Raw genomic sequence first — 17,821 nt, 5'->3', positions numbered from 1 at the left:
GGATGGGTTCCCACCTGCGCACACAGCAGACTGGGGGCACGGACCGGGCCCTCGTCCCTCGCCGGGATCCGGGGGACCCGGCGCGACACGAACGCCGGTGCGGCGGGGCTCGGGGGGAACGAGCCCGGCCGCACCGGCGTTTTCGCGTACTTCCGTCCGGGGCCGACCCCGAGGGGCCGGCGGCCCCGGCTCAGCCCCGGTCGCGCAGCGGGAGCCGGATCCGACCGGACAGCGCCGCGCCCCGGGCGGTCACGCCCGACCAGCGGGTCGAAGCGGCCCAGGAGAGCCGAACCAGGGAACGGGGCAGCAACAGGGCCCGTACCCGGGTGCCCCGCGACACGGTCGCGAGCAGCGCGGCACTCGCCAGCAGGACGTCGTCCGCCAGACCCTCGTACGAGGTGTCCGCGCCCGGCGGGGCGTACAGCGCCCGTTCCACCGCGCCCGCGACCCGGTGCACGGCCTGCGCCGCCTCGTCCTCCAGCCGGCCCAGGACGACCACCCGCCCCGCCGCCCGGCGGGGGGACAGGGCCTCGTCCGGCGGGATGTTCACGTCCCAGGCCGCGTCGCCCAACTCGCGCCAGGCGAGCAGCACGTCGCCGGCCGCCAGCCGCCGCGTCCGGATCCTGCGCCGCCACAGCAGCGGCAGCAGCGGCAGACCCAGGACGAGGACCCCCGCGGCCGTCCAGCCCAGGACCGACAGCGGCGTCACCCCACCGTCGGAGTTCCCGCCCTGCGAGAGCACGGGCCCGCCGCACTCGCCGAGCTTCTTCAGCTCCGGCGGGCAGTCCTCCGCCTTCGACGGGGCCGCCGAAGGCGCCGACGCGCCCGGCGAGGGCAGCGCCGCCGGGGCGGACGGCTGCGCGGTCGGCTGCGCGGCCCGGCTGTAGTCCGGTACCGAGATGCCGGACCGGGGGGTCGGCTCGAACCGGGTCCAGCCCACGCCCTCGAAGTACAGCTCGGGCCACGCGTGCGCGTCCCGCAGCGACACGTTCACGCTGCCGTCGGCCTGCTTGGAGCCCGGGGTGAAGCCGACCGCGACCCGCGCCGGGATGTTCAGCGAGCGGGCCATCGCCGCCATCGAGAACGAGAAGTGGACGCAGAAGCCCTCCTTGTCGTTCAGGAACCGGGCGATGGCCTGCGAACCCGAACCGGAGCTCACCGTGGTGTCGTAGCGGAACCCGCCGCTCACCGCGAAGAAGTCCTGGAGCCGGACCGCCCGCGTGTAGTCGTCCGTCGCGCCCCGGGTGACCTTCCGGGCCGTCTCGGCGACGACCGGCGGCAGGTTGGGCGGCAGCTTCGTGTACTCGGACCGGACCGCCGGGTCCGGTTCGGGGGCGTCGCGCAACTGCGAGGCCGTCGGCTGGAGCAGCAGGCTGCGCACCGTGTACTGGGCGCCCTGCACGTTCTGGAAGCGGTCCTTGCCCAACTGGTCCCCGACCAGGGTCCGGCCGGCCGGCTCGAACCGCCACTTCCCGCCGATGTCCACCTGCGTCGCCGGGTACGGCATCGGCAGGTAGCGCTGCGCGTACGTCTGGGCCGCCGACACGGTCGTCCGCACCTCGGCCGCGTTCTGGCGCACCTCACCGCCGAGACCCTGCGGGTTCGGCAACCTCTCCGGCACATCCGTCAGGGGACGCCCGGAGGCCTCCCACTTGACCCCGTTGAACTCGTCGAGCGCGAGGATGCGCAGGTACTGCTCGGACTGCTGGGGACTGTCCGTGCGGTACCGCAGCACCACCCGGTTGTCCTGCGCGTTCAGGCTGCCCTGGAGCGACACCAGCGGGTTCACCGCCGAGATCGTCCCGCCGCCCGCGCCGTTGCCCGCACCGCCGTCGTCCCCGGAGCCCAGCATGCCGCCGCCGAGCGACGGCAGCACCGCCGGCACGGCCAGCGCCAGACCGAGCGTGACCACACCGATCCGCCGGCCGGTGCGCACCGGGGCCACGGCGCGGGTGCCGTCCTTGCCGCCCCCGTATCCGGAAGCGGCCGAGACGCGCCCGCCCGGCGCCGCGCCGAAGACCCGGCCCCACTGCGCGAGCCGGTCCCGCCCCTCGGTCAACAGCAGCATCAGGAAGCCGCAGCCCGCCAACAGGAAGGAGAACCAGGCGCCGCCCTGACCGGCCGACAGCCCGGCGGCCACCGAGTACAGCGCCAACAGCGGCAGCCCGGCCGCCGCGGCCGTCCGCATCGTGACGGCCAGCATGTCCACCAGCAGACCGATCAGCAGCACCCCGGAGAGCAGCAGCAGCCGGATGCCGTCCGTCAGCGGCGCCGGTATGGCGAACTCGCCGACATCGCGCACCCCCTGCCGGAACAGCGACCCGAAGTCCGTGAGCAGGTAGCCCGACAGCCCGCCGGAGGGCGACTCGGCCTTCCCCGCGAAGAGGAAGGCGAGCAGCAGCAGTGTCACCAGGAGCTGCGCCGCCACCGTCAGTGACCGCGCCAGCGGGATCCGCCGGGCCCCGGCCCCCACGGCGCTCTGCACGCCGAGCAGTACCGCCGCCTGCACCAGCCAGCCGGAGGACTCCACCAGCGGGGCCAGCGACCAGGAGGTCAGCAGTGTGGCCAGCATCGCGAAGAGCGTCAGTCGTGCGCGCCCGCTCATCCCCAACCTCCGGAAGTCGCCGTGCCGAGCGGAGCGTTCCCGGCCTGCCGCCACAGATCGCCGAAGGCCACCCCGGGCGGGGCGGCCAGTGCCGTCCAGCCCGCGTCGCGCAGCCGGCCCAGCCGTGTCTCGACCCGTGAGGGCCCGCCCGTCCAGGCCGCGGAGTCCAGCACGAACGCCACCGCGCCCCCGCTGCGCTGCCGCATCCTGCTCGCCATCTCGGTCTGTACGTCGTCCAGGTCGCCGAGGAAGGCGATGAGGAGCCCGTCGGAGCCCGCCCCGCCGAAGCCTCCGCCCGCTCCGCCGCCGCGGAGCGCGTCGTGGGCCTTGGACAGCCCGCTCTCGTCGGAGTGCCCGATGACCGCGAGGGTGTCCAGCATCAGCCCGGCCGCCTCGGCGGGATCGTGCCCGCCGGAGGAGAAGCCGCCGGCGGCGTCGCCGGGGACCGAGGTGCCGTTGTCGGTCAGCAGCCGCACCGAGAACCCCTGCTCCAGCAGGTGCACCAGGGTGGAGGCGGCCCCCGACACGGCCCACTCGAAGGCGGAGTCCGGGCCGGCGCCCTGGTAGGCGTCCGCCCGGGTGTCGAGCAGGACCGTGGCCTTGATGCGCTGGGGCTGCTCCTCGCGGCGCACCATCAGCTCGCCGTAGCGGGCGGTGGAGCGCCAGTGCACCCGACGCAGGTCGTCGCCGCGCCGGTACTCGCGCGGGATCACGTCGTCGTCCCCGGCCAGGGCCAGGGAGCGGCGGCTGCCGTCGCCGTGGCCGTTGGCCTCGCCGGTCAGGCGGACCGCGGGCAGGGCCTCGGTGCGCGGGATGACGGTGAGGGTGTCGTACGTGCTGAAGGAACGGGTCAACTCGACCATCCCGAAGGGGTCGGTCAGCCGGAGCTGGAGCGGGCCCAGCGGGTAGCGGCCGCGCAGGTCGGAGCGGACCCGGTAGGACACCTCGCGGCGCCCCCCGGGCTCGACCCGGTCCAGGACGAAGCGGGGCCGGGGCCCCAGCACGTACGGCACCCGGTCCTGGAGCATCAGCAGCCCGGTGGGCATCCTGGAGGTGTTGTCCATGCGCAGCTGCACCCTGGCCTCACCGCCCGCGGGCACCCGGCCCGGGGTCAGCCGGCGGCTGCCGGAGACCCGGTGGCGGGTGCGGTGCAGGGCGACGACACAGATCAGGGGGAGCAGGGCCAGCAGCAGTCCGACCCGGAGCAGCTCGCCCTGTCCGAGTACGTACGCGCACGCGGCGGCCGCGATCCCGGCGGCCAGGAACGAGCGGCCGCGCGTGGTCAGTCCCGACAGCGAGGCGCGCAGACCGGTCCCGCCCCGCCCCGCGCCACCGGCGCCGCTCGGGGCACCGGCGCTCATCAGAAGCCCCGGATGCCCGCGCCGGGCGGCATCTCGCCGCGTGCGTGCGCGGCCGGCACGGGGGTGCGCTGGAGGATGTCGGCGACGACCTGCTCGGCGGTCCGCCGGTTCAGCTGTGCCTGCGCGGTCGGCAGCAGCCGGTGCGCGAGGACCGGGGCGGCCAGCGCCTGGACGTCGTCGGGCAGGACGTAGTCCCGGCCGGCCAGCGCGGCGGACGCCTTCACGGCGCGCAGCAGGTGCAGGGTGGCGCGGGGCGAGGCGCCCAGGCGCAGGTCCGGGTGGCTGCGGGTGGCGGAGACCAGGTCGACCACGTAGCGGCGTACGGGCTCGGCCACGTACACCTCGCGGACGGCCTCTATCAGCTTGACGATGTCGTGGGCGTGCGCGACGGCCTGGAGGTCGTCCAGCGGGGAGAGCCCGCCGTGCACGTCCAGCATCTGGAGCTCGGCCTCCGGGCTGGGGTAGCCGACCGAGACGCGGGCCATGAAGCGGTCGCGCTGGGCCTCGGGGAGCGGGTAGGTGCCCTCCATCTCCACCGGGTTCTGGGTGGCGACCACCATGAAGGGGGTCGGCAGCGTGTAGGTCGTGCCGTCGATGGTGACCTGGCGCTCCTCCATCGACTCCAGCAGCGCGGACTGGGTCTTGGGGGAGGCGCGGTTGATCTCGTCGCCGATGACGATCTGGGCGAAGATCGCGCCGGGCTTGAACTCGAACTCGCGGCGCTGCTGGTCGTAGATGCTGACGCCGGTGATGTCGGACGGCAGCAGGTCCGGCGTGAACTGGATGCGCTGCACCGAGCAGTCGATGGACTTGGCGAGCGTCTTGGCCAGCATGGTCTTGCCGACGCCGGGCACGTCCTCGATCAGCAGGTGCCCCTCCGCGAGCAGGACCGTCAGCGCGAGACGGACGACCTCCGGCTTGCCCTCGATCACGCTCTCGACCGAGTGGCGGACCCGCTCCGCAGTGCTGGTCAGATCCGCGAGGCTCGCTCGGTCGTCATACGTGGTCACCTTGTTCTCCTCGGCCCTTGTTCCGGGCCGATCACGCTCTTGACGCATGAACCGGCCCACCCCGACACCTCTGCATCGCGAGAGTGCGGACGCCGGCCCGGGAACACTCCCGGGTGGCGTCACCCCGCATTCTTGACGGCGTTACGGCCTTGTGTCACTCAAGAGGCGGGATCGATCTCCCGCAGGAGCCCGGTGTGCACGTCGAAGACGAAGCCTCGCACATCGTCGCGGAAGGGCAGGAAGGGGTTCGTCCGAACCCGCTGCATGGACTGGCGCACGTCCTGGTCCACGTCCCGGAAGGCCTCGACGGCCCAGGCGGGGCGCTGGCCGACCTCGTCCTCCAGCTCGTGCCGGAAGTCCTCGGTCAGACTTTCGAGACCGCAGCCGGTGTGGTGGATGAGTATGACCGCGCGGGTGCCCAGCGCCCGCTGGCTGATGGTGAGCGAACGGATCGTGTCGTCGGTGACCACACCGCCCGCGTTGCGGATCGTGTGGCAGTCGCCCAGCTTCAGACCGAGGGCGGCGTGCAGGTCGAGGCGGGCGTCCATGCAGGCCACGACGGCGACCTGGAGCACCGGGCGGGCGTCCATACCGGGATCGCCGAACGCGGAGGCGTAGCGACGGTTCGCCTCGACCAGCCGGTCGGTGACGGACCCACCGGCGGACGCCTGGGCTGCGGATTCTGCGGGCAGGGATGCGGAAGTCGTCATGCCTTAGACGTTAATGGGCACCGCTGGGGGAGGCATGGAGTGAGGAGGGACAAAGAAGGTCAACCGGCCTTGTTGTGAGCTAACCCACAAGGGTGGGCAGGATGCGGCTGTTCGGGTGATTCGCGGCATTAGCGGGTTCCGTGCGAGCGGAGCGGACGGCGCGCCGGGCGGTTCGTTGACCGCGGGGACCGTTGCACTAAAGTGACGCGAACCGGCCGGAGCCCGGCCCTCACCGGCCGCCCGGCCCCCTGGTAAAACTCCGCGTGCGCGGCGCGGCGTACGCCTGCCGCGCCGTTATCTGAGAGGGCGCTTTGACTAGCGAGTCCCGACACGTCCCGGTGATGCTCCAGCGGTGCCTGGACCTGTTGGCCCCGGCGCTGGAGAGGCCGGGGGCCGTCGTAGTCGACTGCACCCTCGGTCTCGGCGGCCACAGCGAGGCCCTGCTGACCCGGTTCCCCGAGGCCCACCTGATCGGCCTCGACCGAGACAAGGAGGCCCTGCGGCTCTCCGGGGAGCGCCTCGCGCCCTTCGGCGACCGGGTCACCCTCGTCCACGCGATCTACGCCGACCTGGCCGAGGTGCTCGACGGACTGCGCATCCCCGCGGTCCAGGGCATCCTCTTCGACCTGGGCGTCTCCTCGATGCAGCTGGACGAGGCCGACCGAGGGTTCGCGTACGCCCAGGACGCCCCGCTCGACATGCGCATGGACCAGACGACCGGCATCAGCGCCGCCGAGGTCCTCAACACCTACGCCCCCGGCGAGCTGGTCCGCATCCTGCGCCAGTACGGCGAGGAGAAGCAGGCCAAACGCATCGTCTCCGCCGTGGTCCGGGAGCGGGAGAAGGAACCCTTCACCAACAGCGCCCGGCTGGTCGAACTGATCCGCGACTCGCTGCCCCAGGCGGCGAAGCGCACCGGCGGCAACCCGGCCAAGCGCACCTTCCAGGCGCTGCGCATCGAGGTCAACGGCGAGCTGTCCGGCCTGGAGCGGGCCATCCCCGCGGCCGTGGACCGGATCGCGGTCGGCGGCCGGATCGCGGTGCTGTCGTACCACTCGCTGGAGGACCGGCTGGTCAAGCAGGTCTTCGCGGCGGGCGCCGCCTCCACCGCGCCCCCCGGACTGCCGGTGGTGCCGGAGAAGTACCAGCCCAAGCTCAAACTCCTCACGCGCGGCGCCGAGCTCCCCACGGAGGAGGAGATCGCCGAGAACCGGCGGGCGGCTCCCGCCCGGTGCCGCGGAGTCGAACGGATCCGCGAGGCGCGACTGTGATCAAGCGCGGAGGACGGCTGCGGCCCGGCGTCGCCGCCGGCGCCGGAGCGGGGAGCGGAGCGGGTCAGGCGGCCCGGATGCCGTTCGTGCTGTTGGTCGTCGCCCTGCTGGGCGGCGGCCTGATCAGCCTGCTGTTGCTGAACTCCGCGCTGAACCAGGGCTCCTTCCAGCTCACGCAGCTGAAGAAGGAGACCCTCGTGCTGACCGACGAGGAGCAGGCACTCCAGCGGGACGTGGACGGCTACTCGGCCCCCGACGCGCTCCAGCGACGGGCGCACGAACTGGGCCTGGTGCCGGGCGGCAGCCCCGTCTTCATCGGCCCGGACGGGAAGGTCGCGGGCACCGCCTCGCAGGCGCAGGCGCCGCCCCCGCCGTCCCCCGCGCCGGTCGCGCAGCCCGCGGTGTCCGCAGCGCCCTCCGGCGCCCCGTCCGCCGCGACGAGCGGGCCGCCCGCGCCGAACCCGTCCGCGGCGAGCGGGACCCCCCAGCCCAGCCAGACCCCTGGAAGGTGACGTCGTGACGCGGACCCCCGCGGGGCTTCCCCCCAGCCCGCCCCCGCCTCGTACGCCGGGCGGCGCCCCGGCCGGAGCCGCCGTCCGAGCCGTGCCGGCGGTGGCCGCGTGAGCCCCCAGGAGCCGCCCCGGCGGCGGGTGCCGGGCCCCGGCCGGCCCCGGCCCACCGGCGGTGACCGGGCCAGGGCCACGGCGCGTCCCGCGTCCCGCCCCGCCACCCGCAGGCCGGTCCCGGCCCGCACGGCCCACACCATCAGGCTCGGGAACCCCAAACCCCGCCTGCGCCTCGTCGGCGTCGGACTGACCCTGGTCATGATCGCCTTCGTGGTGCGGCTGCTCCAGGTACAGGCCGTCGACGCCTCCGCCTACTCCGCCAAGGCCTCCGAGAACCGCTTCACCAGCTACACCCTTGCCGCCGAACGCGGGGAGATCACCGACCGCAAGGGCGTGGCACTGGCCACGAGCGTCGACGCGTACGACATCACCGCCGACCCGAAGATGTTCACCGCGCAGGAGAGCAAGGCCCCGGACGCCCCCGCGCAGGCCGCGGCCCTCCTCGCGCCGATCCTCGGCAAGGACGCCAAGGAGATTGCCAAGCTCCTGGAGACGAAGAACTCCCGCTACGTCATCCTCGCCCGCCGCCAGACCCCCCAGGTCTGGAACCAGATCAAGGACCTCAAGAAGGTCTTCGCGGACAAGGCGGCCGCCGACAAGCGCAACAACGGCCCCGGCGCCAACGTCATCGCGGGCGTGTTCAAGGAGGACAGCAGCAAGCGCGTGTACCCGAACGGCGACCTCGCCGCCGGGATACTGGGTTACGTCAACGCCGAGGGCAAGGGCGGCGGCGGCCTGGAGTCCTCCCTCGACAAGAAGCTCTCCGGCAAGGACGGCAGCCTCACCTACGCCCAGTCCGGCGGCCGCCGCGTCCCCACCGCCGAGTCCAGCGAGAAGGCCGCGGTGCCCGGCGAGGACATCGAGCTGACCATCGACCGCGACATCCAGTGGGCCGCGCAGAGCGCCATCGCCGAACAGGTCGAGAAGTCCGGCGCCGACCGCGGCTACGTCGTCGTGCAGGACACCCGCACCGGCGAGGTGCTGGCCATGGCCAACGCCCCCGGCTTCGACCCCAACGACCTGTCGAAGGCCCGCTCCACCGCCATGGGCAACGCCGCCCTCCAGGACGTGTACGAGCCCGGCTCCACCGCCAAGGTGATGTCGATGGCCGCCGTCCTGGAGGAGAAGAAGGCCACCCCGGCGACCCCCGTCGAGGTCCCCAACCGCCTCCACCGCGGCGACCGCCTCTTCAAGGACGACGTGGACCACCCCACCTGGTACCTGACCCTCAACGGGGTGCTCGCCAAGTCCTCGAACATCGGCACCATCCTGGCCACCGGCCGGCTCGGCGCCACCCAGCCCGAGGCCAACAAGGTCCTGTACGGGTACCTGACCAAGTTCGGCATCGGGCAGCCCACCGGCCTGGACTACCCCGGCGAAACCCGCGGCATCCTCGCCAGGCCCGAGGCCTGGTCCACGTCCCAGCAGTACACGATCCCCTTCGGCCAGGGCCTCTCCCTCAACGCCGTCCAGGCGGCCTCCGTGTACTCCACCATCGCCAACGGCGGCGTCCGGATCGAGCCGACCCTGGTCCGCGGCAGCAGGGGACCCGACGGCCGCTTCACCCCGGCCCCCGCCCCCGAGCAGACCAAGGTGATCAGCCAGGGCACCGCCAAGACCCTCGCCGCCATGCTCGAATCCGTGGTCGACGACCAGGACGGCACCGGCACCAAGGCGCGCATCCCCGGCTACCGCGTCGGCGGCAAGACCGGCACCTCCAACCGCGTCGACCCGGCCACCGGCCGCTACAAGGGCTACACCGCCTCGTTCGCCGGCTTCGCGCCCGCCGACAGCCCGCGCGTCACCGTGTACTGCGCCATCCAGAACCCCACCAAGGGCAGCTACTTCGGCGGCCAGATCTGCGGACCCATCTACAAGAAGGTCATGGAGTTCGCCCTCAAGACCCTCCGGATCGCCCCCACCGGCACCGCCCCCGCCGGACTGCCGGTCACCTTCGAACCGGGCCCGCAGCCCGCACCGCAGCCCAGTACCCGGCCAGGCCCGCAGCCCGGCCAGTGAACCCGCCGCCCAGCCAGAAAAGCGTGAGGCACCATCAGTGACAACGATCACCCCCAAACCCGGGAACCAGTCGGCCACCGGCCCCGCGGCCGGGACCTCGCTTCGCGACGGGGCCACCGCGCCCGGTACGCTCACCGCCGTGTCCCACGCTGATCAGCCCAGAACCACCCGGAAAGACGCCCCGGCAGCGCCGCCGGGAGCGCCCCGCCCCGTGTCCGTGCGCCCCACCCCGCTGCCCGAGCTCGCGGCCCTGGTGGACCTCGAAGCCGCCGGCGAGCCGACGGGTCCGCGGATCACCGGCATCACGCACGACTCCCGTGCGGTGCGCCCCGGCGACCTCTACGCGGCCCTCCCCGGCGCCAAGGCGCACGGCGCGGACTTCGCGGCCCAGGCGGCCGCCCTCGGCGCCGCCGCCGTGCTGACCGATCCCGCCGGCGCCGAACGCGCCGCGGCGACCGGACTGCCGGTGCTCGCCGTCGCCGACCCGCGCGCCCGCATGGGAGAGCTCGCCGCCGCGATCTACGGCCGGCCGGGCGAGGCCCTCCTCCAGCTCGGCATCACCGGCACCTCCGGCAAGACCACCACCGCGTACCTGGTCGAGGGCGGCCTGCGCGCCGCCGGCTGGGCCACCGGCCTCGTCGGCACCGTCGAGATGCGCATCGGCGACGAACGCATCAAGTCCGAGCGCACCACCCCCGAGGCCACCGACCTCCAGGCCCTGTTCGCCGTCATGCGCGAACGCGGGGTCGAGGCCGTGGCCATGGAGGTCTCCAGCCACGCACTCGTGCTCGGCCGGGTCGACGGCTGCGTCTTCGACGTCGCCGTCTTCAACAACCTGAGCCCGGAACACATGGAGTTCCACTCCGACATGGAGGACTACTTCCAGGCCAAGGCGCAGCTCTTCACCGAGCGCCGCGCCCGCCTCGGAGTGGTGAACGCCGACGACGAGTACGGCCGCCGCCTCGCCAAGGAGGCGACGATCCCGATCGTCACCTTCTCGGCCACGGGCGACCCGGCCGCCGACTGGCGCGCCGAGGACGTGGTCCTGGGGGCCGCCGACTCCACGCTGACCCTCGTCGGCCCGGACGGACAGCGCGTACGCGCCACCGCGCCGCTGCCCGGCCCGTTCAACGTCGCCAACACCGTCGCCGCGATCGTCACCCTCGCCGCCGCCGGCATCGACCCGCAGACCGCCGCCGACGGCGTCGCCGCGGTCCCCGGGGTGCCCGGCCGGCTGGAACGCGTCGACGCGGGACAACCGTTCCTCGCCGTCGTCGACTACGCCCACAAGACCGACGCCGTCGAATCGGTGCTGCGCGCCCTGCGCGAGGTCACCGAGGGCCGGCTGCACATCGTGCTCGGCTGCGGCGGCGACCGCGACACCACCAAGCGGGCCCCGATGGGCGCCGCGGCCGCGCGGTTCGCCGACGTCGCCGTGCTCACCTCCGACAACCCGCGCTCCGAGGACCCCCTCGCCATCCTGGCCGCGATGTTCGAGGGCGCCGTGTCCGTGCCCCCCGCCGAACGCGGCGCCGTCCTCGTCGACGCCGACCGGGCCGCGGCCATCGCCGCGGCCGTCGCGAGCGCCCGGCCCGGTGACACGGTGCTGGTCGCGGGCAAGGGCCACGAACAGGGCCAGGACACCGCGGGCGTCGTACGCCCCTTCGACGACCGCGAGGTCCTGCGCGCGGCCATCGAGGCGCGCACCGAGGCCCCGCACCACGCAACCACGCAGGCCGAGGTGAACCAGTGATCGCCCTTTCCCTCGCCGAGATCGCCGACATCACCGGCGGGCGGCCCCACGACATACCGGATCCGGCGGTGCGGATCAGCGGGGCCGTGGTCATCGACTCCCGTCAGGTGGAGGCCGGCAGCCTGTTCGCCGCCTTCCAGGGCGAGCACGTCGACGGCCACGACTACGCGGAGCGCGCGGTCGCGGCCGGCGCCACCGCCGTCCTCGCCGCCCGCCCCGTCGGCGTACCCGCGATCGTCGTCCCCGACGTGGAGAAGGCGCTCGGCGCCCTCGCCCGCGCCGTCGTCGAACGCCTCGGCACCGACGTGGTGGCCCTGACCGGCTCGGCCGGCAAGACCTCCACCAAGGACCTCATCGCCCAGGTGCTGCAACAGCACGCACCCACCGTGTGGACGCCCGACTCCCTCAACAACGAGATCGGCCTGCCGCTCACCGCCCTCAAGGCCACCGAGGACACCCGGCACCTGGTGCTGGAGATGGGTGCCCGCGGGATCGGCCACATCGCCTACCTCACCGGCCTGACCCCGCCGCGCATCGGCCTGGTCCTCAACGTCGGCACCGCCCACATCGGGGAGTTCGGCGGCCGCGAGCAGATCGCCCAGGCCAAGGGCGAACTGGTCGAGGCCCTGCCGTCCGAGGCCGACGGGGGCGTCGCCGTCCTGAACGCCGACGACCCGCTCGTGCGCGCCATGTCCGCCCGCACGAAGGCCCGTACGGTCCTCTTCGGCGAGGCCGAGGACGCCGACGTCCGGGCCACGGACGTACGGATGACGGCCGGGGGAACGCCCGCCTTCACACTCCACACACCCTCCGGGTGCGGCGATGTGACCTTGCGGCTGTACGGTGAGCACCACGTGTCGAACGCGCTCGCCGCGGCCGCCGTCGCCCATGTACTGGGCATGTCCACTCCGGAGATCGCCACCGCGCTCTCCGGGGCGGGCACGTTGTCCCGGTGGCGGATGGAGGTCACCGAGCGAGCGGACGGCGTGACGATCGTCAACGACGCCTACAACGCGAACCCCGAGTCCATGCGGGCCGCTCTGCGCGCGCTTGCCGCGATGGGCGGCTCCGCGAGGGCCGACGGGGGACGCACGTGGGCGGTGCTCGGTCCCATGGCCGAGTTGGGTGACGCATCGCTGGCCGAGCACGACGCGGTGGGACGGCTCGCCGTCCGGCTCAACGTGAGCAGGCTCGTCGCAGTCGGGGGCAGGGAAGCGTCCTGGCTGCAACTGGGCGCATATAACGAGGGTTCGTGGGGTGAGGAGTCGGTGCTCGTGTCCGACGCGCAGGCGGCGGTCGACCTGTTGCGCAGTGAACTGCGCCCGGGTGACGTCGTGCTGGTGAAGGCTTCCAGGTCGATCGGCCTGGAGCGGGTCGCGCTTGCGTTGCTGGAGCGCGAGGGCGAGGTCGCCGACCGATGAGGCAGATTCTCTTCGCCGGTGTGATCGGTCTGTTCCTGACCCTCATCGGCACCCCTCTCCTGATCAAGCTGCTGGCCCGCAAGGGCTACGGCCAGTTCATCCGCGACGACGGCCCCCGCGGCCACGCCGGGAAGAAGGGCACACCCACCATGGGTGGCATCTCCTTCATCCTGGCGACGCTCATCGCGTACGCCCTGACGAAGGTCATCACCGGGGAAGAGGTGAGCTTCTCCGGACTGCTCGTCCTCTTCCTGATGGCCGGCATGGGACTGGTCGGCTACCTCGACGACTACATCAAGATCGTCAAGAGGCGCTCGCTCGGTCTGCGGGCCAAGGCCAAGATGTCCGGCCAGCTGATCGTCGGCATCGCCTTCGCGGTGCTCGCCCTCCAGTTCAAGGACTCGAAGGGGCTGACCCCGGCCTCGACCAAGCTGTCGTTCGTCACGGACTTCGGCTGGGCGCTCGGTCCGGTGCTGTTCGTCGTCTGGGCCCTGTTCATGATCCTGGCGATGTCCAACGGCGTGAACCTGACCGACGGCCTGGACGGACTGGCCACCGGCGCCGCCGTGATGGTCTTCGGCGCCTACACCTTCATCGGCGTCTGGCAGTACCAGGAGTCCTGCGCCAACGCGCAGACCCTGACCAACCCGGCCGCCTGCTTCGAGGTGCGCGACCCGCTGGACCTCGCGGTCGTCGCCTCCGCCCTCATGGGAGCCTGCTTCGGCTTCCTGTGGTGGAACACCTCGCCCGCCAAGATCTTCATGGGTGACACCGGTTCGCTGGCGCTCGGCGGCGCGCTCGCCGGCCTCGCCATCTGCTCCCGCACGGAGTTCCTGATGGCCCTCCTCGGCGGCCTCTTCGTGCTCATCACGATGTCGGTCGTCATCCAGGTCGGCTCCTTCAAGCTGACCGGCAAGCGTGTCTTCCGGATGGCGCCACTCCAGCACCACTTCGAACTCAAGGGGTGGTCCGAGGTCCTCGTGGTGGTCCGCTTCTGGATCATCCAGGGCATGTGCGTGATCGTGGGTCTCGGTCTCTTCTACGCGGGATGGGCAGCCGACAAGTGACCTCCTGGCACGGCAAGAACATCACCGTCGCCGGCCTCGGCGTGAGCGGCATCAGTGCCGCCCGCGCCCTGGCCGGCCTCGGCGCTTCGGTGACCGTCGTCGACGGCGGCGACAGCGAGGGCCACCGGGCCCGGGCGGCGGAGCTGGAGGCGGCGGGCATCTCCGTGCGCCTCGCGGACGCCACGACCCTGCCCGAGGGCACCGATCTGGTCGTCACCTCGCCCGGCTGGAAGCCCGACAGCCCGTTGTTCGCCGCGGCCGCCGAGGTCGGTGTCGAGGTCGTCGGGGACGTGGAGATCGCCTGGCTCCTGCGGGGCCCCGACGCGGCCCCCTGGCTCGCGATCACCGGCACCAACGGCAAGACGACGACCACCCAGATGCTCGCGTCGATCCTGCGGGCCGCGGGTCTCAAGACCGCGGCCGTCGGCAACATCGGCACCCCGATCATCGACGTGGTGACCGGCGGCGAGGCGTACGACGTCCTCGCCGTCGAGCTCTCCAGCTACCAGCTCCACTGGGCGCCCTCCGTGCGCGCCCACTCGGCGGCCGTCCTCAACCTGGCCCCCGACCACCTCGACTGGCACGGCTCGATGGAGGCGTACGCCGCCGACAAGGGCCGCATCTACGAGGGCAACACGGTGGCCTGCGTCTACAACGTCGCCGACCGGGCCACCGAGGACCTCGTCGTGGAAGCCGACGTCGAGGAGGGCTGCCGGGCGATCGGCTTCACCCTCGGCGCCCCCGGCCCCTCCATGCTGGGCGTGGTCGACGGGATCCTGGTGGACCGGGCCTTCGTGGAGAACCGGCAGAAGAACGCCCAGGAACTCGCGCAGGTCGAGGACGTCAACCCGCCCGCCCCGCACAACATCGCCAACGCGCTCGCCGCGGCGGCCCTGGCCCGCGCCTTCGGCGTCGAACCGCGCGCGGTCCGCGACGGCCTGCGGGACTTCCGGCCGGACGCCCACCGGGTCGCGCACGTGGACGAGGTGGACGGGGTCACGTACATCGACGACTCCAAGGCCACCAACACCCACGCGGCGGAGGCCTCCCTGGCGGCCTTCGAGCCGGTCGTGTGGATCGCCGGCGGCCTCGCCAAGGGCGCGACCTTCGACGAGCTCGTGCGGAAGTCGGCCGCGCGTCTGCGGGCCGTGGTCCTGATGGGTGCCGACCGGGCCCTGATCGCGGACGCGCTGGCGCGACACGCCCCGCAGGTACCCGTCGTGGACCTCGACCGGACCGACACTGGGGCGATGCTCGCGGCGGTCCGGGAAGCGGCCCGTCTCGCCGAGCGCGGCGACACGGTCCTGCTGGCACCTGCCTGTGCCTCGATGGACATGTTCGCGAACTACAACGAGCGTGGGGACGCATTCGCCGACGCGGTGCGCGAACTGGCCGCCGAGAGCGCCTAGGTCGAACCAGGGCAGGTGTCCTTCCCGACCGGCTGCTCGCCTCGCACGAGTGGAGGGGAAGATCACAGATGCCGGCCAAGCAAGTACTGCCGGGGCGGCGGCCGTCCGCGGCGAAGGCCGTCAAGGCCGTCAAGGCGCAGGGGCGCAAGCGCCCGGTGATCGGTGGGAAGCGGCCCGGCGGGCGGGGGCCGCTCGCCGGGCTCCGGCGTACGCAACAGCAGTTGCGCAAAGCCTGGGACCGTCCGCTCACGGCGTATTACCTGATCTTCGGCAGCTCGCTGTTGATCACCGTGCTCGGCCTCGTGATGGTCTACTCGGCCTCCATGATCAAGGCGCTCCAGCTCGGCCTGGGAGACGCGTACTTCTTCAAGAAGCAGTTCCTCGCGGCCGTCATCGGCGCCGTCCTGCTGCTGGCCGCCTCCCGCATGCCCGTCAAGCTCCACCGGGCCCTGTCCTACCCGGTGCTGGCCGGGACCCTCTTCCTGATGGTCCTGGTACAGCTCCCCGGGATAGGAGTGTCGATCAACGGCAACCGGAACTGGCTCTCCCTGGGCGGCCCGTTCATGCTCCAGCCCAGCGAGTTCGGCAAACTGGCGCTGATCCTGTGGGGGGCCGACCTGCTGGCCCGCAAGGGCGACAAGGGGCTGCTGAGCCAGTGGAAGCACCTGCTGGTGCCGCTGGTCCCGGTCGCCTTCCTGCTGCTCGGACTCATCATGCTCGGCGGCGACATGGGCACCGCGATGATTCTCGGGGCCATCCTCTTCGGCCTGCTCTGGCTGGCGGGCGCGCCCACCCGGATGTTCGTGGGCGTTCTCGCGTTCGCGGGTGTGATCATCGCACTGCTGATCAGGACGAGTCCGCACCGGATGGACCGGCTCGCCTGCCTCGGTGCGACAGAACCGGGCAAGAACGACCTTTGCTGGCAGGCCGTCCACGGAACCTACGCCCTCGCGTCCGGGGGATGGTTCGGTTCCGGGCTGGGTGCCAGTGTGGAAAAATGGGGCCAACTACCGGAAGCCCACACCGACTTCATCTTCGCCATCACCGGCGAGGAACTGGGTCTGGCGGGGACGCTGTCGGTGCTCGCCCTGTTCGCGGCTCTAGGCTATGCGGGTATCCGCGTGGCCGGACGCACGGAGGACCCCTTCGTACGGTATGCCGCGGGAGGCGTGACCACATGGATCACGGCGCAGGCCGTGATCAATATCGGTGCGGTGCTCGGCCTGTTGCCGATCGCCGGGGTCCCGCTCCCGCTGTTCTCCTACGGAGGGTCGGCCCTGCTGCCGACCATGTTCGCGGTCGGACTGCTCATCGCCTTCGCGCGTGAGGAGCCGGCGGCGCGCGCGGCACTCGCGATGCGGCAGCCGAAGACCGGCCGGCCGCGGATCGGGCTGAGATGGAAGTCGATGAGACGGCGCGTCAAGAAGCGTCCGTCCGGAGAGCGGTGAATTTCGGTGCATGTCGTACTCGCCGGTGGGGGGACCGCCGGCCACATCGAGCCGGCGCTCGCCCTCGCGGACGCCCTGCGCAGGCAGGACCCTTCAGTGGGCATCACCGCCCTCGGCACGGAGCGCGGACTGGAAACCCGCCTGGTGCCGGAACGCGGCTACGAGCTGGGCCTGATCCCCGCCGTACCGTTGCCCCGCAAGCCCACCCCTGAGCTGATCACCGTCCCGGGACGGCTGCGCGGCACCATCAAGGCGGCCGAGGAGATCCTCACGCGCACCAAGGCCGACTGCGTGGTCGGCTTCGGCGGCTACGTGGCGCTGCCCGGCTACCTGGCCGCCAAGCGGCTCGGGGTGCCGATCATCGTCCACGAGGCCAACGCCCGGCCCGGACTGGCCAACAAGATCGGCTCCCGGTACGCGCACGCCGTCGCCGTGTCCACCCCGGACAGCAAGCTGCGGGGGGCCCGCTACGTGGGCATCCCGCTGCGACGGTCCATCTCGACCCTGGACCGGGCCGCCGTGCGCCCCGAGGCGCGCGCCGCGTTCGGCCTGGACCCCAACCTGCCGACGCTGCTGGTCTCCGGCGGCTCGCAGGGCGCACGGCGCCTCAACGAGGTGATCCAGCAGGTCGCTCCGACCCTCCAGCGCTCCGGGATCCAGATCCTGCACGCCGTCGGGCCGAAGAACGAACTGCCGCGTGTCGACAACATGCCCGGGATGCCGCCTTATGTGCCGGTACCGTACGTGGACCGGATGGATCTCGCGTACGCCGCCGCCGACATGATGCTGTGCCGCGCGGGTGCGATGACCGTCGCCGAACTCTCCGCCGTCGGGCTGCCCGCCGCCTACGTACCGTTGCCGATCGGCAACGGTGAACAGCGGCTCAACGCCCAGCCGGTGGTCAAGGCCGGTGGCGGCCTGCTCGTGGACGACGCGGAGCTGACGCCCGAATGGGTGCTCAGTCAGGTCCTCCCGGTGCTCGCCGACCCGCACCGCCTCTACGAGATGTCCCGCGCCGCCGCCGAGTTCGGCCGCCGGGACGCCGACGACCTGCTCGTCGGCCTGGTCTACGAGGCCATCGCCGCACGCAGAGCCCGCTGAGGCGGGAGCACTGACCCAGG

The 17,821-nt window shown here is 72.5% G+C and carries 13 protein-coding genes; 9 read left to right on the top strand and 4 right to left on the bottom strand.

Annotated elements, in window-relative coordinates; all coding sequences use genetic code 11:
• Positions 1–190: 190 nt before the first annotated feature.
• From OHA84_RS11360 to OHA84_RS11345, 4 genes are all read right to left on the bottom strand, one after another.
• Positions 191–2,605: a DUF3488 and transglutaminase-like domain-containing protein gene (locus OHA84_RS11360; protein WP_266971911.1), complete on the bottom strand. Its 2,415-nt coding sequence runs from the start codon at positions 2,603–2,605 to the stop codon at positions 191–193.
• The gene (locus tag OHA84_RS11355) at positions 2,602–3,966 is read right to left on the bottom strand and encodes a DUF58 domain-containing protein (protein ID WP_266971913.1); all 1,365 of its coding nucleotides are present in this window, start codon (positions 3,964–3,966) and stop codon (positions 2,602–2,604) included. Before OHA84_RS11355 ends, OHA84_RS11360 begins: the two co-directional genes overlap by 4 nt.
• Positions 3,966–4,976, bottom strand: a complete 1,011-nt coding sequence (locus tag OHA84_RS11350) for a MoxR family ATPase (protein WP_053676016.1) — start codon at positions 4,974–4,976, stop codon at positions 3,966–3,968. Before OHA84_RS11350 ends, OHA84_RS11355 begins: the two co-directional genes overlap by 1 nt.
• A gap of 158 nt (positions 4,977–5,134) precedes the next feature.
• Positions 5,135–5,686 carry a carbonic anhydrase gene (locus OHA84_RS11345; RefSeq protein ID WP_053676015.1) on the bottom strand — a complete coding sequence of 184 codons (552 nt, stop codon included), beginning with the start codon at positions 5,684–5,686 and terminating at the stop codon, positions 5,135–5,137.
• A gap of 341 nt (positions 5,687–6,027) precedes the next feature.
• Between OHA84_RS11345 and rsmH the strand changes: the two genes are divergently transcribed.
• The 9 genes from rsmH (at position 6,028) to murG (ending at position 17,801) form a co-directional block, all read left to right on the top strand.
• Positions 6,028–6,957 carry a 16S rRNA (cytosine(1402)-N(4))-methyltransferase RsmH gene (rsmH, locus tag OHA84_RS11340; RefSeq protein WP_329448123.1) on the top strand — a complete coding sequence of 310 codons (930 nt, stop codon included), beginning with the start codon at positions 6,028–6,030 and terminating at the stop codon, positions 6,955–6,957.
• A gap of 77 nt (positions 6,958–7,034) precedes the next feature.
• Positions 7,035–7,469, top strand: a complete 435-nt coding sequence (locus OHA84_RS11335) for a hypothetical protein (protein ID WP_053676130.1) — start codon at positions 7,035–7,037, stop codon at positions 7,467–7,469.
• Between the two features lie 108 nt (positions 7,470–7,577).
• Entirely contained in the window at positions 7,578–9,602 is a 2,025-nt protein-coding gene (locus OHA84_RS11330) for a penicillin-binding protein 2 (protein WP_159041275.1), read from the top strand.
• 37 nt (positions 9,603–9,639) lie between these two features.
• A complete protein-coding gene (locus OHA84_RS11325) occupies positions 9,640–11,355 on the top strand; it encodes a UDP-N-acetylmuramoyl-L-alanyl-D-glutamate--2,6-diaminopimelate ligase (protein WP_266971916.1) in 1,716 nt (571 codons plus the stop codon).
• A complete protein-coding gene (gene murF, locus OHA84_RS11320) occupies positions 11,352–12,776 on the top strand; it encodes a UDP-N-acetylmuramoyl-tripeptide--D-alanyl-D-alanine ligase (RefSeq protein ID WP_266971918.1) in 1,425 nt (474 codons plus the stop codon). The genes OHA84_RS11325 and murF overlap by 4 nt, the downstream gene beginning before the upstream one ends.
• On the top strand, positions 12,773–13,843 hold the full coding sequence (gene mraY, locus OHA84_RS11315; RefSeq protein ID WP_053676010.1) for a phospho-N-acetylmuramoyl-pentapeptide-transferase: 1,071 nt from the start codon (positions 12,773–12,775) through the stop codon (positions 13,841–13,843). The genes murF and mraY overlap by 4 nt, the downstream gene beginning before the upstream one ends.
• Positions 13,825–15,252, top strand: coding sequence for a UDP-N-acetylmuramoyl-L-alanine--D-glutamate ligase (gene murD, locus OHA84_RS11310; RefSeq protein WP_053676009.1), 1,428 nt, complete (start codon positions 13,825–13,827; stop codon positions 15,250–15,252). Before mraY ends, murD begins: the two co-directional genes overlap by 19 nt.
• Before the next feature lie 68 nt (positions 15,253–15,320).
• Positions 15,321–16,700 carry a putative lipid II flippase FtsW gene (ftsW, locus tag OHA84_RS11305; RefSeq protein ID WP_053676008.1) on the top strand — a complete coding sequence of 460 codons (1,380 nt, stop codon included), beginning with the start codon at positions 15,321–15,323 and terminating at the stop codon, positions 16,698–16,700.
• A gap of 6 nt (positions 16,701–16,706) precedes the next feature.
• Positions 16,707–17,801, top strand: a complete 1,095-nt coding sequence (gene murG / locus OHA84_RS11300) for an undecaprenyldiphospho-muramoylpentapeptide beta-N-acetylglucosaminyltransferase (protein WP_053676007.1) — start codon at positions 16,707–16,709, stop codon at positions 17,799–17,801.
• Positions 17,802–17,821: the final 20 nt, after the last annotated feature.

This window comes from Streptomyces sp. NBC_00513 (assembly GCF_041431415.1).
Taxonomy (GTDB): domain Bacteria; phylum Actinomycetota; class Actinomycetes; order Streptomycetales; family Streptomycetaceae; genus Streptomyces.
This window is presented reverse-complemented; position numbering and strand designations above follow the sequence as displayed.